This window comes from Paramagnetospirillum sp., assembly GCF_058402745.1.
Map to the genome: position 1 here is coordinate 1 of NZ_JBZVFI010000019.1, position 24,227 is coordinate 24,227.

Annotated in this window: 29 protein-coding genes; 6 read left to right on the plus strand and 23 right to left on the minus strand. The window is 63.6% G+C overall.

The genetic code is table 11. The annotated features are described in order from the left end of the window. The 5 genes from ACV4UZ_RS19470 to ACV4UZ_RS19490 all read right to left on the minus strand — a co-directional run. The coding region (locus ACV4UZ_RS19470) for a protein kinase family protein (RefSeq protein WP_491602445.1) at positions 1-1,403 on the minus strand (1,403 nt) is incomplete at its 3' end. Positions 1,404-1,407: 4 nt separating this feature from the next. Then, positions 1,408-2,109 (minus strand): PP2C family serine/threonine-protein phosphatase, encoded by a 702-nt coding sequence (locus ACV4UZ_RS19475; RefSeq protein WP_491602446.1) that lies wholly within the window; start codon positions 2,107-2,109, stop codon positions 1,408-1,410. A gap of 21 nt (positions 2,110-2,130) precedes the next feature. After that, the gene (locus ACV4UZ_RS19480; RefSeq protein WP_491602447.1) at positions 2,131-2,964 is read right to left on the minus strand and encodes a vWA domain-containing protein; all 834 of its coding nucleotides are present in this window, start codon (positions 2,962-2,964) and stop codon (positions 2,131-2,133) included. A 146-nt stretch (positions 2,965-3,110) separates the two neighbouring features. Continuing rightward, positions 3,111-3,299: a hypothetical protein gene (locus tag ACV4UZ_RS19485; RefSeq protein ID WP_491602448.1), complete on the minus strand. Its 189-nt coding sequence runs from the start codon at positions 3,297-3,299 to the stop codon at positions 3,111-3,113. A 30-nt stretch (positions 3,300-3,329) separates the two neighbouring features. Continuing rightward, complete coding sequence (locus ACV4UZ_RS19490; RefSeq protein ID WP_491602449.1) at positions 3,330-3,932, minus strand: GNAT family N-acetyltransferase; 603 nt, start codon at positions 3,930-3,932, stop codon at positions 3,330-3,332. A gap of 102 nt (positions 3,933-4,034) precedes the next feature. Here ACV4UZ_RS19490 and ACV4UZ_RS19495 point away from each other — a divergent pair, with 102 nt between their 5' ends. Beyond that, positions 4,035-5,012 (plus strand): LysR family transcriptional regulator, encoded by a 978-nt coding sequence (locus ACV4UZ_RS19495; RefSeq protein ID WP_491602450.1) that lies wholly within the window; start codon positions 4,035-4,037, stop codon positions 5,010-5,012. Beyond that, a complete protein-coding gene (locus ACV4UZ_RS19500; RefSeq protein WP_491602451.1) occupies positions 5,009-5,209 on the plus strand; it encodes a hypothetical protein in 201 nt (66 codons plus the stop codon). Before ACV4UZ_RS19495 ends, ACV4UZ_RS19500 begins: the two co-directional genes overlap by 4 nt. 85 nt (positions 5,210-5,294) lie before the next feature. Here the strand turns inward: ACV4UZ_RS19500 and ACV4UZ_RS19505 are convergent, their stop codons facing one another. The 4 genes from ACV4UZ_RS19505 to ACV4UZ_RS19520 all read right to left on the minus strand — a co-directional run bounded on the left by ACV4UZ_RS19505 (position 5,295) and on the right by ACV4UZ_RS19520 (position 7,724). Further along, positions 5,295-6,164 carry a hypothetical protein gene (locus ACV4UZ_RS19505; RefSeq protein ID WP_491602452.1) on the minus strand — a complete coding sequence of 290 codons (870 nt, stop codon included), beginning with the start codon at positions 6,162-6,164 and terminating at the stop codon, positions 5,295-5,297. 153 nt (positions 6,165-6,317) lie between these two features. Beyond that, positions 6,318-6,611, minus strand: a complete 294-nt coding sequence (locus ACV4UZ_RS19510; protein ID WP_491602453.1) for a hypothetical protein — start codon at positions 6,609-6,611, stop codon at positions 6,318-6,320. Further along, positions 6,601-7,011 carry a hypothetical protein gene (locus ACV4UZ_RS19515; RefSeq protein WP_491602454.1) on the minus strand — a complete coding sequence of 137 codons (411 nt, stop codon included), beginning with the start codon at positions 7,009-7,011 and terminating at the stop codon, positions 6,601-6,603. Before ACV4UZ_RS19515 ends, ACV4UZ_RS19510 begins: the two co-directional genes overlap by 11 nt. After that, positions 7,008-7,724 carry a hypothetical protein gene (locus tag ACV4UZ_RS19520; RefSeq protein ID WP_491602455.1) on the minus strand — a complete coding sequence of 239 codons (717 nt, stop codon included), beginning with the start codon at positions 7,722-7,724 and terminating at the stop codon, positions 7,008-7,010. The genes ACV4UZ_RS19515 and ACV4UZ_RS19520 overlap by 4 nt, the downstream gene beginning before the upstream one ends. 277 nt (positions 7,725-8,001) lie before the next feature. Between ACV4UZ_RS19520 and ACV4UZ_RS19525 the strand changes: the two genes are divergently transcribed. Further along, positions 8,002-8,190, plus strand: coding sequence for a JAB domain-containing protein (locus tag ACV4UZ_RS19525; protein ID WP_491602456.1), 189 nt, complete (start codon positions 8,002-8,004; stop codon positions 8,188-8,190). A 53-nt stretch (positions 8,191-8,243) separates the two neighbouring features. Here ACV4UZ_RS19525 and ACV4UZ_RS19530 read toward each other — a convergent pair whose 3' ends face one another. After that, positions 8,244-8,663, minus strand: coding sequence for a DUF4395 family protein (locus tag ACV4UZ_RS19530; protein WP_491602457.1), 420 nt, complete (start codon positions 8,661-8,663; stop codon positions 8,244-8,246). A 49-nt stretch (positions 8,664-8,712) separates the two neighbouring features. Beyond that, on the minus strand, positions 8,713-9,345 hold the full coding sequence (locus tag ACV4UZ_RS19535) for a formyl transferase (protein WP_491602458.1): 633 nt from the start codon (positions 9,343-9,345) through the stop codon (positions 8,713-8,715). A 290-nt stretch (positions 9,346-9,635) separates the two neighbouring features. Here ACV4UZ_RS19535 and ACV4UZ_RS19540 point away from each other — a divergent pair, with 290 nt between their 5' ends. Then, complete coding sequence (locus tag ACV4UZ_RS19540; protein WP_491602459.1) at positions 9,636-10,838, plus strand: tyrosine-type recombinase/integrase; 1,203 nt, start codon at positions 9,636-9,638, stop codon at positions 10,836-10,838. 64 nt (positions 10,839-10,902) lie between these two features. Here ACV4UZ_RS19540 and ACV4UZ_RS19545 read toward each other — a convergent pair whose 3' ends face one another. The 12 genes from ACV4UZ_RS19545 to ACV4UZ_RS19600 all read right to left on the minus strand — a co-directional run bounded on the left by ACV4UZ_RS19545 (position 10,903) and on the right by ACV4UZ_RS19600 (position 23,385). Then, a complete protein-coding gene (locus ACV4UZ_RS19545) occupies positions 10,903-11,415 on the minus strand; it encodes a hypothetical protein (RefSeq protein WP_491602460.1) in 513 nt (170 codons plus the stop codon). Next, on the minus strand, positions 11,415-12,044 hold the full coding sequence (locus tag ACV4UZ_RS19550) for a glycoside hydrolase family 19 protein (protein WP_491602461.1): 630 nt from the start codon (positions 12,042-12,044) through the stop codon (positions 11,415-11,417). Before ACV4UZ_RS19550 ends, ACV4UZ_RS19545 begins: the two co-directional genes overlap by 1 nt. Before the next feature lie 70 nt (positions 12,045-12,114). Next, positions 12,115-12,732, minus strand: coding sequence for a PAS domain-containing protein (locus ACV4UZ_RS19555; RefSeq protein WP_491602462.1), 618 nt, complete (start codon positions 12,730-12,732; stop codon positions 12,115-12,117). Beyond that, the gene (locus ACV4UZ_RS19560; RefSeq protein ID WP_491602463.1) at positions 12,732-15,461 is read right to left on the minus strand and encodes a host specificity factor TipJ family phage tail protein; all 2,730 of its coding nucleotides are present in this window, start codon (positions 15,459-15,461) and stop codon (positions 12,732-12,734) included. The genes ACV4UZ_RS19555 and ACV4UZ_RS19560 overlap by 1 nt, the downstream gene beginning before the upstream one ends. A gap of 3 nt (positions 15,462-15,464) precedes the next feature. Continuing rightward, positions 15,465-15,884, minus strand: coding sequence for an NlpC/P60 family protein (locus tag ACV4UZ_RS19565; protein ID WP_491602464.1), 420 nt, complete (start codon positions 15,882-15,884; stop codon positions 15,465-15,467). Positions 15,885-15,916: 32 nt separating this feature from the next. Next, entirely contained in the window at positions 15,917-16,543 is a 627-nt protein-coding gene (locus ACV4UZ_RS19570; RefSeq protein WP_491602465.1) for a DUF1833 family protein, read from the minus strand. After that, the gene (locus tag ACV4UZ_RS19575) at positions 16,543-16,875 is read right to left on the minus strand and encodes a hypothetical protein (RefSeq protein ID WP_491602466.1); all 333 of its coding nucleotides are present in this window, start codon (positions 16,873-16,875) and stop codon (positions 16,543-16,545) included. The genes ACV4UZ_RS19570 and ACV4UZ_RS19575 overlap by 1 nt, the downstream gene beginning before the upstream one ends. Positions 16,876-16,878: 3 nt before the next feature. Continuing rightward, positions 16,879-18,669 (minus strand): hypothetical protein, encoded by a 1,791-nt coding sequence (locus ACV4UZ_RS19580; protein ID WP_491602467.1) that lies wholly within the window; start codon positions 18,667-18,669, stop codon positions 16,879-16,881. A 3-nt stretch (positions 18,670-18,672) separates the two neighbouring features. Next, a complete protein-coding gene (locus tag ACV4UZ_RS19585) occupies positions 18,673-19,152 on the minus strand; it encodes a hypothetical protein (protein WP_491602468.1) in 480 nt (159 codons plus the stop codon). Then, entirely contained in the window at positions 19,149-22,196 is a 3,048-nt protein-coding gene (locus ACV4UZ_RS19590) for a phage tail length tape measure family protein (protein WP_491602469.1), read from the minus strand. Before ACV4UZ_RS19590 ends, ACV4UZ_RS19585 begins: the two co-directional genes overlap by 4 nt. 63 nt (positions 22,197-22,259) lie before the next feature. Continuing rightward, positions 22,260-23,102 carry a BRO-N domain-containing protein gene (locus tag ACV4UZ_RS19595; RefSeq protein ID WP_491602470.1) on the minus strand — a complete coding sequence of 281 codons (843 nt, stop codon included), beginning with the start codon at positions 23,100-23,102 and terminating at the stop codon, positions 22,260-22,262. Between the two features lie 10 nt (positions 23,103-23,112). Next, entirely contained in the window at positions 23,113-23,385 is a 273-nt protein-coding gene (locus ACV4UZ_RS19600) for a hypothetical protein (protein ID WP_491602471.1), read from the minus strand. 181 nt (positions 23,386-23,566) lie between these two features. Here ACV4UZ_RS19600 and ACV4UZ_RS19605 point away from each other — a divergent pair, with 181 nt between their 5' ends. Beyond that, complete coding sequence (locus ACV4UZ_RS19605; protein ID WP_491602472.1) at positions 23,567-23,800, plus strand: helix-turn-helix domain-containing protein; 234 nt, start codon at positions 23,567-23,569, stop codon at positions 23,798-23,800. A gap of 61 nt (positions 23,801-23,861) precedes the next feature. Further along, complete coding sequence (locus ACV4UZ_RS19610; RefSeq protein WP_491602473.1) at positions 23,862-24,224, plus strand: hypothetical protein; 363 nt, start codon at positions 23,862-23,864, stop codon at positions 24,222-24,224. Positions 24,225-24,227 lie beyond the last annotated feature (3 nt).

The following is a 24,227-nucleotide window of genomic DNA, read 5'->3' on the forward strand; positions in this document are numbered from 1 at the left end:
CCGCCTCCCTTCAACGTCGCCAAGATAGCTTGGTTGCCGCCGTGGGCGGAGGGCGTGGCGCCTGCGCTCTTGCCGATGGAGTGCAGGCGCCGTTGGGCTTCGACGGCATCAATGAAGCGGTACTGGTTCGCTTCCTCGATGGTGATGCTGATGTGGGAGTAGTGGTATCGCTTGCTCTCGAAGGGCGGCTCCAGGAGGCCGGAGACGGCGATCCACTTACCGACCCACGACTGGTTGGGCTTGCTGGTCAGCTTCTTCAATCCGTCGGACCAGATCGAGAGCTTGACGATCTCGCCCCGCCAGGGGCCGAAGTTAATGAAGACGTAGGGCCGCCCGTACTTGGTCTTGTCCTCCTTCACCTCGACTATCTGGCCCACCAGTTCCACACGGTCGCCGACACGGCGTAAGGCGGCCATGTAGTCTCGGGCGTCGATGACGTCGTAGGCGCCGACGTAGATCGCCGGGCCGGTCGCCGTCGGTCGTTGCCCCGGAGCGGGGAACGCGATGACGGTCGCGGGGATGTTCCGGCCAGCCAGGAAGTCGCTGAGGGATGGCACGTTGGCAATCGGCGCCCGGCAGATGCGTGCGAAGCCGTCCGCGTCCTGCAGTAGGCCGGGAATGGCGCGGACGTCAGCGAACACCGCCGAAGATGCCGGGTCAAGGTAGTCCGCAGCCGAGAACAGGATGTTCTCGCCGTTGGAGTGGCGCTCGAAAAGGGCTGGCTTCTCGACCAGTGCCCGCAAGCTCAGGTCAATGGCGATGAAGGAGAAGCGATCCATCTGGGGGCCGAAGTCGGTTCCCAGCCGCTTGGGGTGCTGGAAGTGCTTGTGCCCGAGTTCGTTCCCCTGGCCAGTCGGGAGGCCGGGTACGAACAGGCCGTCGTAGTCGATCAGCCGGACGGTGCCGCCATCCACGAGGACGTTACCATTCTGCAGGTCGCCGTGGGCAATGCCCTTGTCCCGCAGGAACTGCTCCAGGCTGCGGAAGCTGGCTATCAACTTGGTGATGGCAGCCTTGTTCTTGTAGTTGCTCTCCAGCCAGATACCGAGGGTCTCGCCCTCGGCCCAGTCCATCCGCACGACGGGATACGGGGTGCCGTCAACGCGAACACCCTGCGGCTGGTACTGGAAGCCGACGAAATGGCCGCTGGGCAGCGAGGAGAGTGTCGAGCTGATCTTCGAGTAGCGGTCCTGAAGGCCCTTCGCCTCCTTGTGGAAGCAGCGGACGGCGTACTTCTTGCCGCCGCTGGTCACCGTGTAGGTCAGGGCGAACCCGCCACCCAATGCGATGGGAAGGCCGAAGGCGTTGGACGCGACCTGACCACGCTGGAGGACTGGATCGAGAAAGGCGACTTGGGGCTTCTGGACCGCCTCGTTGTACTTGTCGATTGCCGGGTAGCCCATCGCCCTACCCCACGATCATCAACGTGGTGTCGTCCCGCCGCATGGTGCCTGCGGCTCGCTCGCCTTCGACCAGCGCCGCGAACGCGGTCCTGGACGGCAACGCTAGGAGCTTGGGCAGGCGGGAGGCCGGGTCGCCGAGGAGCCACGCGCCCAGCGCGTCGGTCATCATCAGGATGGCGGCACCCTTCATGCCCTTGAGGGACCATTCGGCGGTCAGCCGCTTGACCGCGCCCGGCGCCATTAACAAGGCGTTCTTCTCGAAGATGGTCGAGAGGAGCAGAGGGCGAGCACGGAACTGTTCGGGGTTGTCGTAGGGGAACGAGGTAACCATCCGTCCGCCCGCAGCCAGCACGGCCAGCGAGTCGCCAATGCCGAGAATCCGAACACGATCACCGGCGATTTGGGCACCGAGGAGGGTCGCGAAGGAGCCACGGTCGAAGGCGGCTTCTTGGCTCCACGTCATGGTCTTGCGGTTGAAGTGGCTGTTGTACTCCTTGATCGCCGCCATCACCCAGGCTGGCTCTACATCGGCGTTGTCCACGAACCGATTGACGAGCGTGCGCGCCCAGGCGGCGGAGCTATAGGACTCCGTGGCGCCGTCGCTGACAGCGAACAGGCCGCGATAGTGCTTCGCGTTCAGGGCGTCCTCGTTGAGCCCTGGTTCGGAAGCGACCTTCGGCACCTTAGCTCCGAACCAGACCCGCATCACGCCAGCCTCTTGATCGGGTTAGCGGAGGTTCGATGCCTGCGTGCCGATCTCGAAGAAGTCCACGATTTCCTCGATGTTGGCCTTGTAGCCGAAGAACTTGGCCTCGCTGCTAACGTTGTGCCCCTTGGCCTTGGCGGCGGCGACGAGGTGCGGTGGGAAGCCGCTGGACATGCGGAACAGCATTCGCGAGTGCTCGTCGGGAAGGCCGCCCTCAGACGACGGGAACAGGATCGCCGACCCCTCGGTGGTGGCGATGTGAAGATTGAACAGCAAGCACTGCCCGTCCTGCGTCGAGATGAGCTTCAAGGACTCGGCAATCTGAGAGGGGTCGCCGTCGGTGGACTGACCGTCGGTGACGTGGATGATGGTGGGTGGGTAGCTGGCCTGGTGCCCGTCGCACCACTCAACCAACACCTCAGCAGTCTTCCGCATCGCCTCGCACATCGGCGTGCCGCCGTTGTTCACCGGCTCGAACCAGATCGGGAACTTCACCGACTGCTCGACCAAGCCGCCGGCCCCGTCGCTGACCTTCTTCGTCCGCTCGTCCACGCGGAGAACGTTGGCCTCGACGGCGGACAGGGGGTGGATGATGTTACCGCTCAGGCCCCCACGGAAACCGCAGCCGACGCCTTCACCGCCGTAGGAGATGACCCCAACATCGAAGTAGTTGCGAACACCGTCAGCCCGCGTGCTGCGGATGATCAGTTGGTACAGGGTCTTGTTGAGCACGTCCGCGACGAACTCGGCCTTGCTCTTGCCCGAGTCCATCTTCTCGTCCATCGACCCACTCTGGTCGATAACGAAGAGGAAGCAGGTCGGATTTGCGCGGCTGATGTCGGCGGTATAGGCCATTGAAAGTCCCCCTATATGAATGCAGCCGCAGTCTAGCCGGTCTCCCGCGTTTGGTGAAGGGACTGCCTACAGCTTCATCCACCCGTCAGCATCACATCCCGGTTGCGGCGACCGTCACGTTCTTGGTGGTCCATCAGGGACGACGGCTATCCGTCGCTCTGATGAAAGGTTCCACCATTCTGGAGTTCCGAAATCGCGAGGTCGGCCCCGTCAATCAAGGTCTTGCTGTGATCACCGGTGGGAACCCCCGCGTGATCAAGCAGTGTCTTGGCCTCGGCCAGTCGCGCCCTTGCCGACAGCAGATAGACCTGCTTCGCCGCCACCATCTCGTTCATGTGCTTTCCCCCTAATCATCAATGATCTGGCTACTCAGCTGCGACGGCTGTGTGGGTGCTCTCACCTGCATGTTCATTGAGTTGTTCCCAGTATCCGGGTTTGTCCCATTTGCCCTCGGGACGAACGATCACGTAGTGACCGCTGGTTGCGGTGATGGCACCGGGGTCGGGAGGAAGCTCCCCGTACATGGGAATAATCTTGCGGCCGCCAAACTCGATCTCCGCCCCAGGAATGGGCTTCATGCCGCCGCGCCCGATCTTGCTCCAGAATGAAACCCGCTCTTCCAGGGCGTGGCCATAGAACTTGGTAAACCCCTTCTTCAGGCAAAAGTCGATACCAGCATTGCACAGCTCAAATGCAACGCCGCGACCGCCGAACCGCGAGTTTCGGTACTTGGGGAGAACGGCCAAGCGCTCGCACTTGGCGAAGTCGCCGAAGTAGCGAATACGAAGACTTCCTGCCGGTTCGCCATCAACGCAAGCATACATATGCGTTCCAGCAAAATCGTTCCCGTCCCAGTCTTCATGAAAGCGCCATCCACTCTCACCGACATATACTATGGCGCGGAGCGCAATTGATTTGATAAGCTCGTCGAAAGTTCTGGCAATGTGAACGGTAATTCTGCTTGCCATTGAGGTTGCTCCATCAGCATTACTGGCGCTAATTCTAGCTACAGCAGCCGAATTGGATAATTCACAGTTTTAGCTCCTCTGATAAGGTTGTCTATCACCAGCATGTCGATCAACGATTGGGAGTTGCTACGAGTTCTGCTAGAAACGGCGCGGGCAGGAGCTTTCCGCAGGGCCGAGGAGAAGCTCGGCATGACTCAGCCGACGATAGGGAAGAAGATCGACCGGCTGGAGCAAGAGGTCGGGGCCAAGCTAGTGGTGCGGACAAAATCCGGGATTTCGCTAACCCCGTCCGGCGAGGAACTGTGTCAGATCGCAGAGGAGATGGAGCGGTTAGCCGGTCGGGCGGCGGACGGCATCATAACGCCTACAACTAGGTCGAGGGGGCGGGTTCGCGTTGCCATGACCGACGCTATGGCTGGGTACTGGCTACCTCGGCGGCTCCAGCGCTTTCACCGTGAGCATCCGAATATCACCTTGGATATTCAGGTGGTCGAGTTTGGGGCCGAGGTAGATCTCAGCAGCCGAGAGGCCGACATCACCGTGATGTATCGGTTTCCCTCGGACTTGGATGTAGTCGTACTCCAGCAGTCAGTGATGGAGCTTGCCCCCATGTGTACTTCCGCTTTTCTGGCGGAATGGGGGCGACCGATATCGCTTCTCGACGTGCGGAATTTTCCGGTGGTGACGCAGCCCTTTCACTATCACAAGGTGGGCAGTATGAGGCTATGGGCAGAAATGCTTGAGGCCCATCCGATGGTGATCTACCGAACCTCGTCCTCGATCATCTCTGCTCTGGTGTCTAAGATGGGCATCGGCCTGAGTTTGCAGCCGGTCGGCGTCCTTGACCGTGAGGATGGCGTGGAACTGCTGGAGATTGATGGCTTTCGCTGCTATCTACCATTTTATTTGGTCTGCCACAAAAACGTGAAAGACGTGCCCGCAGTAAGAACCGTGATCCAGTACCTTCAGAGCAGCCTCTTTGCTGATGACGGCACGGGCAGCCCGTCGAAGACAATTAAGCCGAGTGCGGAGGAGGTGGCTCCTGTCGTGGCCGAGGAAGCGGATAAGAACCGCCCATGAGCGAAGTCTGCCTGGACGCCGGTCTCGCCGAAATTATCATCCAGGCCCTGGCTATCGGGATGGATGAGCACCCCGATAACGACCCTCTTGCCGTAGAGGTCGCCGTCAAGGCGGCCATGGCCTTTAATCGCAGGCTGTCCAGGGCCGAGGCAATCGCCCATGTACATGCGGTAGTGAGTGGCGCTCACCTCAACTGAGGTGTGTCAGGGATCGATGCCTCGCCTCGGGCGTCCTTGACGGCCTGGGCGATGACCGCCGACCAGAGGTGTCGTTCGTCGGTGATCATGCAGGCTCTCCTACGAGGTGCTGGAGACGCTGGGGGTCGCCGCAAGTGAGTCGCATTAACTCCGATGCCAATTGATCCTTGCCGTGGGCGGTCTGCCCGCCGAGGGCGGCGACGACCTGGCGCAACCATGCAGCGCCCTTCAAGTGGGTCTGGGCAGCAACCCATTGCTCGAAGCCCTGGGCCTCGGGCAGCCGGTCGATCAGGGCGACAGGGCGCTGGGGAGTGGCCGGGGGCGGCGCGGCTGGCGGGGTGTCGTCGGGTACTTCGGCCAGCCCCTCGCCAGCCTGCTCGGCAATATCAGTGCGGATTTGCTCTTCTTCGCCCTGGCTGAGGACGCGGACGTGAAGCTCGGCGGGCTTACCATCTTCCCGGTCCCCACCGACCGGGGCCAGCATCCCAAGACGGCGAAGACCCTCCTCGGCCTCGCGCAACACCCTGCCCAATCCGCCCATAGCGACCGGCGCGATCTTCCCGCGATTGGCGGCCATGTAGGCGTTGACCTCGGAAATCATGGCAACGTAATTGGTCGCCAATCCCCGCCATGCCGCCCCGGAGGATATGGCAAATCGCTCCGCTTCTTCCGGGGTTCCCCATTCGGGCGGCAATCGAGGCGAAGCGGCCCCAGGCTGCGGCTGGGACTCTGGAGCGCGTTCCGCCGGGGCTGGAAGGGCCTTGGCCGGTGCGGGCGCTGGGGTTGTAGCTGCCTTGCCCTTTCGGGCCTTCAAAGCCTTGGAAACGGCTTGCTTGGAAACGCCCAGCAGCCGGGCGGCCTCGGCCTGCGTCAACTGGCCCCGCTCGATGCGGGAAACCATGTCGGTGTCGAGGCCATCCAGTCCGATCCGGGAGGTGGGCGAGGTCGTGGTCATCGCCGATAGACGCCCATGCTGTCGCACTGGTACTGGTTTCCCGCTCCCAGCCCTTCGTCCTCGTCGTCATCCCACGATGCAAAATACGCCCCGACGTATTCGCGTCGGGGCGGCTCGGAAATAGAGGGGGCCTGGGCTTGCTGATGCCCTTCGTCAGGCATGGCCCAGGCCCTTGGCGATCAGGTCCAAGCCACGGCCCGGTCGAGACGACGGGCGGCTGTACGGCGTGGCGTTGGCGGCACGGCGTTGCTGCCGCTCGACCTCGGCCTGTCGCTGTTCAGCCTCCCACCGGGCCGTGGCTCGGATTTCTGCCTGTTCGGCGGCGTGTTGCCGCTCCAGGCCAATCAGTTCGTCCACCTCGGAATCGGACAGGACGGTGTGATCGTCGCAGCGGGCGCTCTGGGCGCGGTCGCGGAGCTGTGTGAGGCGCTGGAAATCAACCGGCATGCTGGGCCTCCATCACCGTGGCAATGGCAGCAGCAGCACCACGCACCGCGTTATTCAGGAGGGTGCTGCTGGACAGTCGGTCATCGCCGACGAGGAGGGCCAGGGCATCGAGAAGAACGAGCGTCCAGGCGGCTTCGGAGCCCTGGCGTCCGTCCTCCCGCTTCCAGCAGGCGCGAGCGGCGGCGATAACGTCGGTCATCGCCGCGCCTTCCTTCAAGAAGCTGGGGATACCGACACTCAGGCGCTCGACCCGCTGGCGGGTCACACCATACATCTCGGCCACCTCTTTTGAGGACCGGCCCCAGATGCCGACTTCCAGACGGACGGCGGCACGACCGGCGGGGGTCAGGAAGCGACCGCTGGGCGTCTTGATGGTGACGCCATGCTTCACGCTGCTCATGCGCCGCACTCCGACAGGGCGCCCAAGGCGCGGTCGATCTGGGCCAGGACGGCGGCCACCTGTTCGCGGCCAGCGGTCAGCTCCTCGACGATCTGAGGCAGCCGACGCTGGAAGCCGATGCTGGCCTTCAGCTTTGCCATCTTGTCGCGACTGGGGCCGTCGTCCGCCTTGGCGGCCAGCTCCTGCAGCTTGGCGTGGGCGGCCTGGAGCTTCGCCATGGCGTCCTCATGGGTAGCCTGGGCGTGGTCGAAGTCGGTCAGGGCGCTCTCGATGGCCTTGAGGTCCAGGCCGTGGGCCAGGGGCAGAACCGACTTCAGGTAGGTGATCGGTGACGACGCTTCGGCAGGAATGCCGGTGGCCCGCATGGCGTCCGCGACGATGGTGCCGAAGCCGGTGATGGTTTTCCGCTCGTCACCCATGACCGGCATGGACGCCAGCTTGGTGGCTTCCTCGACCAGCTTGGTGGCCTGGGCGATGGCGGCCTGGGTCTGAGAGGTGACGGCCACCACCACGCTGGTCGCAGCGGCGATCTCCGCGACGATCAGTTTGATGGCCTCCTCGCCGGTGATGGTGGCCCGCAGCAGACCGGCGGCCCGGAAGAACTCGACGGCGGCGGGAAGTGCCGGGGAGACGGTGACGCCCGCGAAGGTCGGTGCGCCCAGGCGAGGGTGTTCGCGGCGATTGCCAAGAGACGGGATGTGAAGAAACGGCATGGCGACCTCAAGTGCTTAATGAAACCTCACGAAATACTACCTCCTGTGCGCCTTGTTGTCAAAATGGCGGAAAATCTATACATTGAGAGATATTTCTATTTCGGCACCTTGTCGCATTCTTGCCCTGCTTCTCACTTGGATTGCTAAATTTGATATTAAGTTATGCTTCTATATAGCAAGCTGCGTGACTTGGAAGGCAATTGCGACAATCTCCTTCTAAGCAAACAAAATGGGCCAGCACTTCTCATGCTGGCCCATCAAATAGGCTATTTGGGGTATGTGTAGATACGTCGTCTACATCATGGTCCACAATCACCCCAGCGGCGACCCCAAGCCGTCCAAGGCCGACATCGACATGACCCGTGCCGTCAAGGATGCGCTGGGAGCGGTGGGAATTCAGCTGCACGACCACGTGGTGGTGGGCCGCAAGGGCCATTGCAGCTTCAAGGCAATGGGGCTGCTGTAACGACAAAGCCCGATGAGAAAACTCATCGGGCTTTGTCTTGGAACGGCGCCGGATCAGGCCGAACGCAGCTTGTACCAGAAACCATAGGCCCAGCAGGCGGCGCAGAAGCCGGTGGCCAGGTCGATGAAGGCGAAGATCAGGATGGCGGTGGCCGGAATGGCGCCGATCTCCGAGCCCATCAGCCACGACACCGCCATGACGCTGCCGGCGATGGCGGCGATCTTGTCGGCGAACATCTTGGACCCGGCGTTGACCGGATGCTTCCAGCCCAGCCTGTCGGTGATCGTTGCGAACAGGCGGTAGGACAGGCATTTGTGCGGCGAGACGAAACCGCGCAGCACGCCGCCGAACGCCAGCAGGAACGCCACCCACTGGTACGGCGTGAACAGGTAGAGGGCGGCGATGCCGAAGCTCATGGCCGCCTGGAAACGATAGGCGTTGGAGCAGACCGGAGCGATATCGAAGCGAAGCATGGAGGCACCTGAAGCTAATTCCTACGCCCTAAATATTAGCATTTTCTAATTATGTGTCAAGAGCCCTGCTTCCGAACGCCCTCACCCTTCTCCGCCTCTCCTCCTCCGAGGCATCCTCCGGCACCTGGGCCAGCTCCGCGAAAAGCTTGCGCGTACACTTCCGTGCTCCCCATTTCAGCGGCAGGCGCGGCGGCTTCAGGGGCGAGACCAGGGCCTCGGCCCAGCGCTCGAACAGCCGCAAGCAGGCGGCGTAGGCCAGGCTTTCCAGCCCTTGCAGATCACACTCGGCCGGAATGGCGAAGCTCTCCACGTCGCAGATGGTCCCGGAATCGACCCTGGCGGTCATTTCGTGCAGCACGGCCCCGAACGTGGCCGCTCCGTCATGAAGGGCGAAGGCGGAAGGACACCAGCCGGGATAGTCCGGCGGACCGGGATGAAAATTGTAGGCGCCGTATCCCAGCCGCTCCAGCACGCCGCCCGGCACGATCTCGGGGAAGACGAAGGCGATCAGACGGGCGGTGGAGAGATCGATCGGCAGGTCTCCGACCGAGCCCGCCGCCACCACCCGAAGTCCCGGTTCGGCGCGGCGCAGCGCCTCGGCCAGGACCGGGCGTTCGGCCTCTCCCGTCAGAAGAAGGATGGTGTCGAGCATGGCGTTCCGGTGCTTGCGTTTCACCATCATGCTAACCTGCCCGTGGAATCCGTCAAACGGCGTGTGCCAAGCTTGACGCGCCAAGGCCGCCTCTGCATTCTTCCGCCTTCGGAATTCCTCAAGGCGTGATGCCGATGTTCCTTCTGATCGATAAACATGATTGGAATGCGTCGTAGCCTTCCAACCTCCGATCAAACACGCGTTTCCGCCACTTCCTCAAAATCTGTCTTCCGGCACCATCCATTTTCAGCCTTCCCCATCCGGCAGAAAACCGGGTAAGAAACCGGGTAACCGGAATCCTGGGGGAGCGTTACCCGGTCATGCCGATCACAGACACCAAGGCACGTCAGGCGAAGCCCGCGGAGCGTTCATACCGTATCCCGGATGGCAAAGGCCTGTACCTTGAGGTCAGGCCGGCCGGGACGAAATTCTGGAGATATCGCTTCGAACTGCCGCCTGGAAAAGAATCTGTTTTTACCATCGGCGAATATCCAGCCATCACCCTGGCCGAAGCCCGCGCGCAGCGAGATTGGGCGCGGGAAAAGATCAAGGCAGGTATAAATCCCACCGCCGCGCGAGAGTTAGACCGCCGCTTGGCCGCAGCCGGCGCGGCCGAGACATTTAAAGCGGTGGCCGCCGAGTGGATTTCTCAAAACAAGGCGGGATGGACTGAGGGCTACGCCAGACAACTTCAGTCTGTGTTCGAGATGGACGTTTACCCAGAAATCGGGGAACGGCCTATCCGTGCGGTTACCGCCGCCGACATTCTGGCGATACTGCGGAAGATCGAGTCCAGGGATGCAACATCCATCGCCCTGCTGGCCAGGCAGCGGTGCTCCTCCGTTTTTCGTTATGCCGTGGCGACCCTAAGAGCGGATTTCGACCCAACCAGCGCTTTGCAGGGGGCGCTCCGGCGCAAGCCAGTCCGTCACCACCCTCACCTCACACGGGAACAGATCCCGGCGCTGCTGGAGAAGATGGATACCTACGGTGGCTATCTTCCAACCAAGACGGCCATGCATCTGCTGCTGCTGACCTTCACCCGCACTGGCGAACTGAGGCAGGCAAAATGGGACGAGATCGACTTGGATGGAGAGCGATTCGGTCTCGGCGGACCGACATGGCTGATTCCCAAGGAAAGGATGAAAATGCGCCGGCAGCATATCGTTCCGCTGGCCAGCCAAGCGGTGGACTTGCTGACCGAGCTTAGAACGATCACCGGCGGACAGAAATTCCTCTTCCCGAACCTCCGCACCGGCGGCACATGCATGACAATCACCACCATCAACCGCGCCTTGGAGCGCATGGGTTTTGGTGGACAGTTCTCGGGGCATGGATTCCGCTCCACCGCCTCGACAGCCCTCCATGAGCTGGGCTATCCATCAGATCACATCGAAGCGCAACTGGCGCATGCTCAACGCGGCGTCCGGGCAGCATACAACCACGCTCTCTATCTTCCTGAACGCCGCGTTATGATGCAGGACTGGGCTGATTTGATCGACCGCCTGACAGATCGGAAATAGCATCCACCCCACAAACGCAAAAAAGCCCCCTCCCCGGCCGAAACCGGAGAAGGGGCTTTGATGTTCATCCAGACTTGGCAGCCAACCGGTCCCCAGTCGAGGATCCTCCATAGATCCAGTACAGGAAGGCCATGGTGGCGGCGTCGATCATTCCCAGGATTCGCCCCGTCAGCTCGGGGGCGATCACCGGCGGAAAGGGGGTGACCAGCAGGTAGCCATTGATGGTCGCCCAGACGACGAGGATCAGGGCTCCGATCCAGACAGGCGATTTGTCATTCATGGCCTGGGCCCTGGCGCGGGCGCTGTTGCGGTCCTGGACAGCCAAGGCCTCACGATCGAGGCCGAGTTTGTTCATTGCCTCGGCGTGCCGGTGGTCCTCGGACTTGAGAGCCAGCAATTGCTCGGGAGAGGCCTGCGCCACCGCCTTGAGGGCCGCATCCTTATCGCCCGTAGGATCGAGCCCCAAGGCCGTCTCGATGGCCGTCACAGCGGCGCCGGCGAAGGGACCACCGATCATGGTGGCGATGGTCGGGGCGACCTTTCCCAGGACCCCCAGGGCATCATCGACGAAACTCATCACCCCACCTCCTCGGTCAGTCCCAGCGCCTTGAGGGCACGGGCATGGAAGGCCTTGCGCTCGGCCAGGCCTTTGGTTCCGCCATTGATGCGGCGCGTGATGCCCTCGACGTCGTCGCGATCCGCCAGCGCGTTGAGCCCACGCTGCCACCAGAACCATCCGGCCGAGCGGGCGGCGGGCTCGTCCTGCTCCAGCGCTTCGGGATGGGCCAGCAGATCCAGGGCCAGCGCCGAGCCGCACAGGCGGTAATTCTCCCGGCCGGTGATCTGGATCAGGCCGCGCCCCCGGAATTTCCAGCCGTCGCCACCGGCCTCGGGGCCATTGCCCATGCGGTTGGCGTAGACACGGTTGGCGATGGCTTCCGGCCGGTGGGCGAAGGAGTACGCCTCCTCCTCGCTGAAGTACTTCTTGAAGTTCCCCAGCAAGCCCGTGGCCGAGTAGTTCAGGTTTTCGGTCAAGCGCCCAAGCTGGACGCTTTCATGGGCCAATTGGGCCAGCCACGCGGCGATCTGGCGGGGGGTGGTGATATCGAATTCGGCGGCAGCGACGGCCAGGGGGCCGGAAAAGCGCCGGCAGTTATCCGGCTTGGCCAGGGGCATGATGGCCTGCAGCAGGTCATGGGTGATCATGTCCGCGATCTCCTTCGGATGCGGGGTGAAAAGAACGGTTCCGGGTACACGGATGGCGAATCGGCGGGCGTCAGCCGCCTTCAAGCTGGGATGGAGACAGCCATGCGAAGATCACCTGACTGCCCCGGTTGATGTGGATCAGCCGGGCGCGGGCATGGATCATATGGCCGTCCTTGTGGCGCAAGCCGATATGACGCACATCGCCGGCCAGGCGCGGCCCGCCCGCCCGGTAGCGCTCAAGGTACTGACGGACGAAGCCCGCATGGTGGCGGGCATCGGCTGGACACATCAGGATGGCCAGATCCTGGCCCATCACCGCTTCGGACGGCCACCCGGTCAAGGATTCTGCGCCGTCGTTGTACAGACGGATGCGATGATCGCAGTCGATGGCCAGGGCGGGGACCTCGCATGCCGAGATCAGCGCCTCGCCAAATTCCAGGGCGGTGTCGTCATCGATCACCACACATCCTTTGGCCGGGGATCCGCCCGGTGGAGTCTGACCTTTCCAGGCGGAAACCAGCGGCACGAAGCGCGGGGCCTGGTTCGCCAGGATGATGACGACCCCCGCCACCGTCGCAAACCCCATGGCGACCGAGCCGAGGATCACCACGGGGCCGCCGCCACCGATCACGGCGGCGAAATCGGCGATGATTGACAGGATTTCCAATACACCCTCCTGGATGCTCATCAGTTGACGTGGACGCGGTCATCCTCGATGACGGCGGCGATATCGACCCGGTTCTTCCTGGGCTTGATGGACTTGATACGGACGCGGCGCGCCCACAGGTCCGTGCCGGGCCCCAGGGCGTAATAGGTCCTCTCGCGGTTGCCGCCGGTGTCCGGCACCAGGGGCAAGGGGTCGAGAACGTGGACCTTGTAGGGGTCGCCGTCCGGATCCGGCTCGATCTCCACCGCCGGATGGGCCAGGGAGCCGTTGCGGTGACGCAACCCCATGTAGTGAACAGCCCCTTCGGTCCAGCGAGGCTGTTCCGACAGGGTCATGATGCCGGAATCGGGGTCCCAGTCCTCGACCTCTCCATCCTGCCCCCAGGATGGCAGGGGGTGGGATATGGCCACCACATCACCATAGGACGGGATGCGGCCGTCCAATTCGGTCATCCAGTTGGGCTGGATGCGGCGGTAGTAATTGACGGCGAACATGAAACAGGCCTCGCGTTCGGCCTGGGCCTGATTGGTGATGCCGGGCATCTGGACCTTGGCAGCCCGATCTGGCGGCGTCTCCACCAGTTCGGTGGCGGTCATGATGCGGATCTCGCCCGCCATCATGGCGGCGGTCACCTCGGCCACCTTCCAGGTCTTTTCCGAGTAGTACTGCACCGTCACCGCATCTGCGGTGTCGTCGGTGGGCAGAATATAGTCAACGTTGAAGCTGCCCTTGACGATGTTGCGGCGGTTGTAGAGACCGCTGGGCAGGGCACGGGGCTCATCGCGCATATAGCGGATGATACCGCCCTGCTGGAAGGCCGAGCCGCGCCCCACCTTGACCACCCGCTGCAGGGCATCCCACACGGTCACCGGGGAATCGAACACGGCATTGAAGGTGTCACCCCGCGATTCCCACGTCTCGTGCAAGGACCACAGCATGGCCAGGTCGTTGCGGCTATCAGCCAGCCCAGCCCCGTTTGACGAACGCAGGATGTAACTGGCCGCCGCCGCGATGGACCGGGTGGCCACCGGGCTGGACCATGTGCCGGTATCGGCATCCCACAGCGGAAGCTTGCGGGTGACGATGGCATTGAACAGACGGCTCGACCGCTGGGACAGGTTGTCGGTGGCCCGCGCCTTGATCGCCACCAGGGTGGCATTGCCACCATAGTCGGGCGTTTCATCCAGGTAGGCGCGAAGCTGCCCCCACCGCATTTCATGCCCGGTTCGACTATCGGTGTCGTTGGTGTTGGTACGCCGCAGCCTGACCTCGTAGCGGGCGGCGGCGACGGCATACTTGTTGGACAGGCGCAGTTGCGAGTTATCGGCGGCGGTGTAGGTTTCCTCGCCCAGGCAGGCAAAGGCGCCGCCGGTCAGGGTATCGGCCGAAGGAACCGCCCGGCTGGCCGCCAGGGTGAAGGCATGTCCGGCCAGACCGGCGGTGTCGTATTCGATCACCAACCCCTTGCCGGAAGCCGAATAGGTGGCCACCGCCAACGCCGGATCAGACGAGGCGTTCAGCGCCGACGCCAGGGCGGCGACGGTATCGGCCACGGCGGCGCCGATCTGCACCTGGAAGGCGGCCGGCGCTCCGGAAACGAAGGTCCAGATCCTGCCGTTCAGGGTGGCGGTGTCTCCGGCCGTCGGATTGACGGTGAACAGCAGCCGTCCCCGCGCCTTGGTCAGACCGCCGGGCAGCGCCGCCAGGGACGATGATTCCACCGGGTTTCCATCGTCGTCGATCTCACGCGCCTCGATCCGCCACGCTCCTGTCTTGGATGACAGGGTTCCGCTATTCTCGGCGTAGTAGAGACCCCGGGAAAAGACGATATCGACGCCCAGATGGGTGGCCTTCTTGGCGGCCGGAACCGGCACGAATGGCCCCACCCAGCCGTCGGCGCCGTCGCTCAGCTGGTTGGTGCCCTGGGCCTCCTGCCCCGCCACCTCGGCCGCGGTGACCACCACATGGTCGATCAGGGTCATGGCCCCGCCGGGCGGAACGATCTGGTATTCAACCTCCTCAAACGAAGCAATGGGCGTATCGTCGATCAGCAGGCGTTCGAACTCGAATTCCCCGATCCCCACCACATGCAGCTGGTACAGATACTGCTCGTTGTCGACGTATTCCTGATAGGGGTCGGACCCCAAGTCGAAGACGATCTTGTGGCGTCCGAAGATCTCGGGAATGGTCTGGCCCAGACGAGCCTGATTGCCAGACGGGTTGAGCCCGTAGGTGGGAGAGGGCGCGGGCGGCGTGCCGAATCCGCCCCAGGACGAGGACGGAGTCGCCGCCTTGGGCGCCGAGAACATGGCGCTGGTCAGCAGCATGCCGCCGCCGATCACCGCCGCCGCACCGATGGAGGTGGCCACCTCCATGGTCAGGCCGATGGTACCACCGCTGTAATACGCGACAGCCTGACCGATCTCCGGAGCCAGCATGCCGCCGATCTCGGGCGCGGCGACCATCAGGGCGATCATGGCCACGCTGGACAGGATCTGCTTGCCGCCTCCCCCGCCACCGCCATGGGGAAAGGCACGGAACTCGACCACGTCGTCCGGTCCGACCACCAGAATGGACCATTCACGGCGCAGCGCCGGACGACCGTTCCAGAAGCAGACGGTGGGCATGGGAAACTCCACGATGCCACGCCGGTCAAGGAATCCCCGCACGGTCAGACCGTCATCGACGGAGAACTCTTCGCGGTCCTTCAGCGGGTTGAAAGGGTTCTTGACCCAGATTGCGCAGCCCATGGCCTAACCTCGGAAACGGTGGGTTTCGTAAATGCTCCAGCCCGACGCCCGCACATCGGCCAACGTCTGGAAAACCACGCCGGCATCGCGCGAGCAGTGGAGGATTCCGCCGCGATCCACCGTCAACCATGTCCCGATATGGACGGGATAGCGGGCCTGGCGCATCAGGACGGCATCGCCGTCACAGCGTTCCTCCCAGGGGATTTCCACCCAGCGCTGGCGCTCCGGATGCCCCCTGAAATGCTTGGCGATGGCCAGACAGCGCCTCGCCTCGGACTCCCCTTCCGGATAGACGATGCGCGGCACGTCGCGGCTGAACCCCACCGCCTGGGCTTCGCGGAAGAAGCTCCAGCAATGGAACGTGTTGGGGCCTTCCCCCGTGGGGGACCACGGCAGGCCGATGTAACCCTCTGCCCAGTGCATGGGGTTCTCCTTGGATGGAACGGATGGGGAAGCTAGGTGGCCAAACCGGGATATGATTTCTCGGTGTAGGTCGCCTTGGGGAAGGTTTTGTTGGCAATGTTCGGCATGCGGGCCCGCCCGGCTGCCCGGGGGTTGGAGGCGTTGACCAGCACCATGGACAGCGTCATGGGCGGGTCGTTCTGCGGGCCGTCGATATCGATGTCGAGATAGACACGGTAGGTGACCTCGACCACGGCGGCGCTCATGGCCGCCGCCTCCAGATGGTCCTGCAGTTCCTTGCCCACGTTGTCCATGGTGATGGACAGCTCCGGCGAGGGCGAGGACGAGACCTCGGGCAGGGTGAACTCGAAGGCCAGGGCAATCCAAGGGACCAGTTCACCACCATTGGCTGGCGCCGATGGCTCCAACCGGGCCACCAGGCCGACCAGGGCCCGATCCTCATCGGACAGGGCATCCAGCACCGCGACCACCGGAGCCCCTCCCCGCTCGATCCAGGTATCCTGGTCGGGATTGTTGCGGACCACCCGGATGGCCGTCGGATTGCCGTCACCGTCCACGAAGGTCGGATGCCGTAATTCCAAAGTTTCCAATGGCGTTACCGTAGACGGGCAGGAGGCATAGGCCTCGGCCAGCGCCTCGGAGAGAGTGGGATCAGGCATCAGGGCACCAACTGCGCCCGAAGCGCATCCGCCCGGGCGTTGAACTCGGCCAGCCTGGCGAGGTCGGCGGGATCGGGCGTGCCGCCCGTCGCCTGCGCCTCGAGGATGGCGCGCAAGGGCCGCACCGACTTGGCGTCGATCTCGGCCAGGGCGGCCAGGATGGGGGCGTTGGCCCGGTCCGAGGTGGGCGGATCGGCCGGATCGGGTACACCGCCCGCCGCCTTCCACGCCAAGTATTCGGCGTAGTCGGTGTTGGCGGGATCAGTGGGGATGCTCGCGCTGTCCGAGAGGCGGATGACGGAGCCGCTGGGAGTGAGTTTATAGGCGCTCATAGATCAAAACTCCGCGCTGAAGGCTGGTCGGATTGTCGTCGCCCCACCACCGCCACTGTTAGTGCCGTAGATCACTGCCTGACCTGCCGTAAGAGATGACGGAACCGAGATGTCCATGAACCCGAAATTCTGGGACATTTGGGCGGACCCAATCGACGTTGGTGTAGTCTCAGCCGCAGCACAGTAAATTCTATTTGCGGTATATGAGGACCCAAGCACGCTCTGCGTAGGGGCTGCCCGCATCTCAACCGGGAACTTGACGACGCACCGGGCGAGGGTGGAGCTGAAAGCATACCCCGGGATATTGTCGCCGAGTTTCATGGCGTAGTAATAACGGAAGCACCGCGCCGCCACGACATCGACGGGGAGTACTTCGAAATCCGTAGCAGATGTACCCGCCTCCAGCTGGATGAGGGCTAACTTGAATGTCCCAGCGTTGTTGGCAACATTCACCTGATTGGCTGATGCGAAGGCGTTTGCGGAAGCCCACGACCCGGCGGTCGTCTGGTAGGTACTACCGCACGCCAGCACGAAGCTAACCCTAATCCCCTGACCTATAGTTGTCTGCCACACCCCATCAGTGCAACCGGGAACGGTGATTGTTTTCTTCTCCCAGGTGTTCGCAGCGCTGACGGAATACTCCGCCACATACGTGCGTGATCCCGCTGCATTGCGGAAGCTGACACAGTGTACCCCGGTCAACGGCGACTGCACCCAGAAGCTCAGAGTTGCCGACACGGGGTTGGCTGCGCCCCATCCCATGAAAGCTGTATTGAACCCCTCCACCCCGTGCGTAATGGCAACAACGTCGGCAGCGGCAGGCGACCCAAGCGTTGTGGTTGTTTGGAGAGAAAAGCAGTTAACCGCCTTAATACCGGCCTGCGAAATGGTTGGCGCATCAGAAGCCTGGGTAACGGTACATGCATGTCCTGCCGCACCTACCTTGTAGTACTTCCACCCATCAGCGGTGTACTGTTCCGTAGAGATTGTGACGAAGCTCGTCCCCCGCTGCCAGGGATTGGTGGCGAAGTCGCCGCCGATGATCAGATTCTTGAAGGCGGAACCGCCACCGCCGCCGGCGGGCAGCGCGATGGTGCCGGCGGCGTCATCGTAGGACCCGCCCGCCGCCGCGATCATGGCGCCGATCACGTCCTGCGCGGCCTCGACGAAACCCAGGTTGCTCCGTGCCGCCGCCGGGTCGGTCAGGTCGGACAGGTTGTTGCTTCCCGCGAGGTAACCGCTGCCCGACACATAGGCCGCGACCCACGCCGATCCGGTCCACAGCTTCATCGCCTCGGCCACCGTGTCGAAATACAGCGCTCCCGCCACCAGGGCGTTGCCGTCGTTGTCCAGGGTGGGCGGGGCAGCCTTGGCGCCGAGATAGCGGTCGTCGAAATTGTCGTAGGCCGACAGGGTGGCGTCGCGCGCGGCTTCGGCCGCCACCTGCGCGGCCTGCGCGGCATTTCGGGAGGCCAGCGCGTTGGTCTCCGACCCGGCCGCCGCCAGGGCGGCGGCGGCGGCGGCGGCCTTGTCGGCCGCGACCAACGCCTTGTCGGCGGCGACGATGGCCTTGTCGGCGGCGGCAGCGGCCTCGCTGGCGGCAGCGGCGGCGGCGCTGGCCGTCGCCGCCTCCTCCAGATCCCCCACCGCCTTGGCGACGGTCTTTACCGGACCGCTCTCGGTCGTCACCGTCGAACCGGCGCCGGCGGCCGGTCCATTGGCGACGGCGTCGAGAATGGCCGCCGCATCCGTCGCCTTGGTAACGGCGGCGTTGAGATCGTCTTTGATGGTCATGGATCAGGCTCCGAGATGCTGAAACAGCGTGAGATTGGACAGAGCGTCGAGCGCCGCCACCGCAGCCGTGAGGTCGGCGGGGGCCGTGTCGAGGCAGATGTCCAGTTCGGCTTCGGTCAGGCGGGGGCGCTTGCGGGCCTCCAGGGTCTGGGAGACCAGCCAGTTGATGCCGTCCTTCAACGGCGCCTTGTACTGGCCGACGAAACGGACCTCGTGGTCCTCCACCCCCAGGCCGGTGCGGAGTTTCACCAGGAACCATTCCGCCCCCTCCTTGCCCTTCCATTTGTACCAGGCGTCAAAGATGGCGTACTGGGTGTCGGTGAACTTCCACACCACCGGAATGCGGGTTGGAACGTTGGTCCCCTCCTGCCGCTGACGGGCGGGACCGCTTTCCATATCGGTGCGGATCACCCCTTCCATGGGCTCGACCGAATAGGGATCGGACTGGGGCATGGGCAGGGTGGAGGGAAACCGCAACATCATCCGAAACTCCCGTTGGCGGGGTTCAGCCCGTAGCGACCTTCCAGGGCCGGGGCCAGGCCGTTACCCCGGTCGATATTGGTCGCCATGGCCCCTTCCACCTTTTCCACCAGCACATCGAACGAGAACCCGCCGTCGGCGGTCCGCCGCTGGCCGGTCATCCGCCCGGTGGTGCCGGCCGGAGTGGTCAGGTTGAACTGGACGTTGAGGTTGACCGGCCCCGCCGCCCCACCTGCCCGCCGCAGGTTACGGACATGGCGGGGGTCGGAGGAGGTCAGCACCTCTTCATCATCGGTCAGGATCGCCGGCCGCTCGTTGGAGGCGAGGTAAGGCTGGAACCCGGTATGATGGCGGGGTGCCCCCTGGAACCACAGGGGATCAACGGCACGTGACACACCGGCATCAGGCATGCCGCCCGTATGAAGTTCGGTTCCCCAAAAGGCCAACGTATCGGCCATGGAAGCCCCGCCCTGACCGCCGCCCGACGCCCCGAAGCCGAGAAGATCGGAAAACCAGCTTCCAACCCCCGACAACCCACCCCCCAGTCCCGACAGCAGGCCAAGACCGGCGCCGCCCGAGGCCAGGGGGCCGGTGATGTATTTCTGCGAGAACAGCCGGGCCAGTTCCTGCAGCGACGAATCCACGAAGGATTTCATCGCGTCCTTGCCCTTCTTGGCATTGGTCGCGACGTTGGCGAACATGGTGTCGAAGCCGCGCAACGAATTCTGGGTCAGTCGGTACGAACCGGCGGCGGCATTCTCCGCCTCGCGGCCATATTCCTTCAACGCCAGCATCATGCCGTCGGTGGCGTCCTTGCTGGCCCGCAGACGGGCAAGATCGGCGTCCTCGAACGCCTCCTTGAGGGTCTTGGCGGTCAAGGTTCCGGTGTCGGCCAGTTCCTGCAGACGGGCGATCTCGGCCTGATAGGCCTTATCGCCGTCATACTGGCGGTTGAGCATGGCCGCCTGACGGATGGCGTCTGCCTGATCGCGGGATCGGGTCAGATCGTCATAACGCTTGATCTCGTCCTCGGCCGCCGCGACCCGCGCCGCCGATCCGCTGGCGGCGGCGGCGGTGCGAAGCTTCTCCGCCATCGTGGCGACGTCGTGCTGACGCGCCGCCTCGGTGGCCGCCACGGTCGAGATCTGTTCGGCCTTGGCAACCGCCTGCAGCCCCTTGACCTGGTCGGCCAGGGCATCGTTGGCCTGGGCGGCATCGGCCACTTTCTGGGCGGCGCCGCGATCCAGCAGGGCCTTGGTCAGCGCCCCCTCGTTCACCGCCGCATTGGCGATGTGGGCGGCGCGGGCCTGGGAGGCGGCATCGGATTCGATGGCCGCCCGCTTGCCGGCATCCCAGGCCTGGGCCAGATCGGCGGCGGCGCGGGTTTCCTCCCGTAGCGCGTTGATCTGGTCCGAGGCCGCCATGCGCTGGCCCAGAGAGGCCGCCTCGCCCTTGGCCGAGACATAGGCGTCACGCCCCGCCGCATCCAGGGGCAGGGAAAGGGCCTCCTGGCCCGCCTGCATCCTGGCCAAGGCCGCCGCCCGCTGGCCGGGGGTCAGGCCGGCGGTCGCCTGCGAGAAGGACAACTGCTTCTGGGCCAGTTGCGCCGGGTCCAGCAGGGCGGCATCCTGTCCGTCCAGCAGGGAAAGTCCGCGCCGGAATTCCGCCTCGCGGGCCGGGTTGGCCTTGATGGCGTTTTCCAGCAGGGCCCGCTGATTGGCGAGGTCGAGGCGGCGCTGGGCCAGGGGGTCGAGCTGGCGGACCAGCGACGTACCCTTGGTGTCGAAGTCGTTGGCCTGATTCCTCGCCTCGCGCTCGGCCGGCGCCTTGGACTCGGCATCGGCCATGACCCGCCAATAGCGGGCATCGGCCTCGGCGACCTTGGTCCGGCGGTCGTCGGCACCGTAATCCTTGCGGGCGGCGGCGGCCTTTTCCTCTGCAGCGGACAACTTGTCGGCGGTAGAGCCGTCGGAGAACGAGCGGCCCAGGCTGTCCCAAGCATCGGTGACCGAATTCCAGGCCTTGGCATACCAGCTTACCTTGCCGGCGGCATTCGCCGCCGCATCGCCAACTTTGGCCAGCAGTTCCAGTTGGGCCTGCCCGGCCTGACCAGACTTGGCCAGGGCGGTGATGTGATCGATCTCGGCCTGGGTCAGGTTGTGGAAGCGGGATGCCAGATCCTCAGCCGCCTTGGCGGGGTCGGACAGCAGGCGGGACAGATCCTCGGCGCCCTCCTTGGCGTCCTTGCCGATCAGGGCGCCCCAGTCGCGGGCCAGATCCATGACCTTGCCCAGGGCGGCGCCGGTGACCGTCCCGGACGATACGGCGGCGCCGGCCACGTCACGCATGGCCGAGATCGACAGTAAGGCCGCCGGGGCCATGGCGCGGGCCATGGCCTCGATATCGGCCCGGCTCTTGCCCACATAGCCGCCGGAAGATTGCAGGGCCAGGGACAGCTGCCGCTGGGCCTCGGCGTAGGAATAAGCGGCGGCGGCGGCCAGGGCGAAGGGCGCGGCCACCGCGACCACCCCGGCGGCAGCCAGGGCGGCCTTGCCGCCGATCATGGCGAAGCCTTGGCCCACATCGATCAAAGGGCCCAGGGCCGATGTCAGGTTGCCCTTGGTGGCAATGGCAACCTGGCCTGCGTTGACCAGGTTAGCGGACACCGTGCGCCAGCCCATGGAATTGCCGGCCAGAGCGCCGCCGCCCCGGGCCAGGGCGCCGGTCAGCTCGTCCAGGCGGGTCCGCGCCAGGGCCGAGAACTTGGCGTGATCCTCCTGGGACATGCCCAGGCGGGCCATGCCATCGTCCAGCAGGCGGATGGAACGGTTGTATTCCGCATGGGCCGCGATGGTGGGGTCCAGGCTGGCCTTGACACCCTCGATCTGGCGCGACAGAACGCGGGCCGAGACGGCGGCCTTGTCGCCGGCCGTCTCCATCACCGCCAGGGCCTTGGAGCCCTCCTCGCCGACGCTCTTCAGCGCCTGCTTGACCGTCTCGGCGTCCTTGACGGAAAGACGGATGGAAACATCGCTGGAAACGCCCATGGGACACCCCAAAAGAAAAGGGCGGCCCATGGGACCGCCCTGTACATTGAAATCACGCCGCCGCTAGGACGGATGGAACATCCGCATGGGAATGGCGACGGCCGTAACCTTGATACGGCGAAAACGGATCGCCGGGGTCGCCTGAGCACCGGGGATGGCCAGCAGAGCGCGGCGCCATCCGTTAGCCCAGGAAGACGAGGCGAATACCGCCATCAGCACCGGGTGGGCATCGGCCACGATAAGGAAGCCGTCGTAGCTCTCCACATCTACCCGCACACCGACGGGAGGCAAGGCGCCACAGGCCCCTTCGCTCACCCTGGCGGCGGCCACCAATTCGGCGATGGTACCGTCACCCAGTCTCCAGGACAGCAACCAACGCAGGCAGGCCATCCCCGTCTCCTCGGTATCCCGCACCGCCCGCGCCGAATCCGATGGAAGCGGCAAGGGAGAACGCTCCCACAATTCGCGAGCCGCCCCACGTCCCCACACCCGCATGCTCAAGTTGATCTTGTTCAGCCATAGCCGCTCGATATCGGGGTCCAGGGATTCACCGGTATCGGCCGGCGAACGGAAATCGGGCATGACGTAGGACCCGGTACGGCGCAGGGACGGCAGAACCTCATGGGCCAGCCAGCGCTTGAACCGCTCGGCCGAAGGCTTGCGGCTGGTGAAGATCAGCCGGTACAGACCGGCCTCGTTGACCAGATTGAACTGCTGAGCGCCGTGCCCAGCCCGACCCTCAACATTATTGAGGGTCGTCTTCTCATCGCCATCAAGTCGGGACAATGCCATCGTCGTATTGCCAATTTCCAAACACCGGCAGACATCGGCGGCGACGAACCAGGGCTCGGACACGGCATCGCGCACCACGCGGACCGGGTGCCCCTCGAAGGCGAACGGCATCATGTGTCCCATGTCAATGCACCATGCTGGACTGGGGAACGTATTCATCACCGGCGAAGGCGCCGCGTTCGATTCCGGCTGCCGCCTCCACCACCGCCAGGGCACCCCGTACCGTCACCGCCAGAACGTCCTGAAAGTCCGGGGTGAACCCGTTCCATTCCAGGTGGTGGGCAATCAGCCGAAGCTGCATCACCGCCCCGACAAGGCTAGCGGCCGGAATGGCCAGCACCGCATCCTCGATGGCGTCGATCTTTCGCAGCGCCTCTGTTTCGCAATCCAGGGGCATCCCACCGGCATTAACCTGCCGATGCAGCCGCTCCAACTCATTTCCGAGGGCAATGTGTATGTCCATGGAGAAACCTCAATCACCAAAAATTGGTGACATAAACATAACACACTGACCAGATGAGGCGTCAACATTTTTTGGTGACATTGACCTAAACATATGAACGCGCTAAAGTGGCTACATGATTACGCCAGCACAAAGCCGGGCAGCTCGTGCCCTCATTGAGTGGTCTCAAAGCCAATTGGCTACCGCCGCCTCTTGTAGTTTAAGCACGGTTCGAGACTTTGAAACTGGCCGCCGTACCCCAGTCGCCAACAACCTCGCCGCGATCCGCCGCTCCCTCGAAGAGGCAGGCGTGATCTTCATCGCCGAAAACGGTGATGGACCAGGGGTAAGGCTAAGAAAGTCCCTATAAGAGCTAGACTCGCGAAGTTCGGCATGGATTCCATTATCCATCATTCTTGATGGAGAGGACCATGGACGATCATGACCAGAGCGGCAGGTTGGCTCATGAAGCAGTAAGGCGCTTTTCTTGTGGCATTTTGGAGCGCCAAATTCTTCGTCGGAATGTGGGACGGAGAGTTCGCGTAATTCATCCCACCCTCAACGGCGCCATTCAGTCCTGGGAGGTAACGATCGATATCATCGCGGCCCTAACTTGCAGGGAAGGTGATAACTCCCATACCGATTTAACCTTTCGCGGATACGCAACCACTGGAACATGGAGTGGTGATAAAACATTTTTTGCCTGCGGCTGCATATCCATGACGGATACAGTCACCGGGGACAATATTACAGACATCCATCGCTGGCTGACGAATATTTCCACTACAGAATAAAAT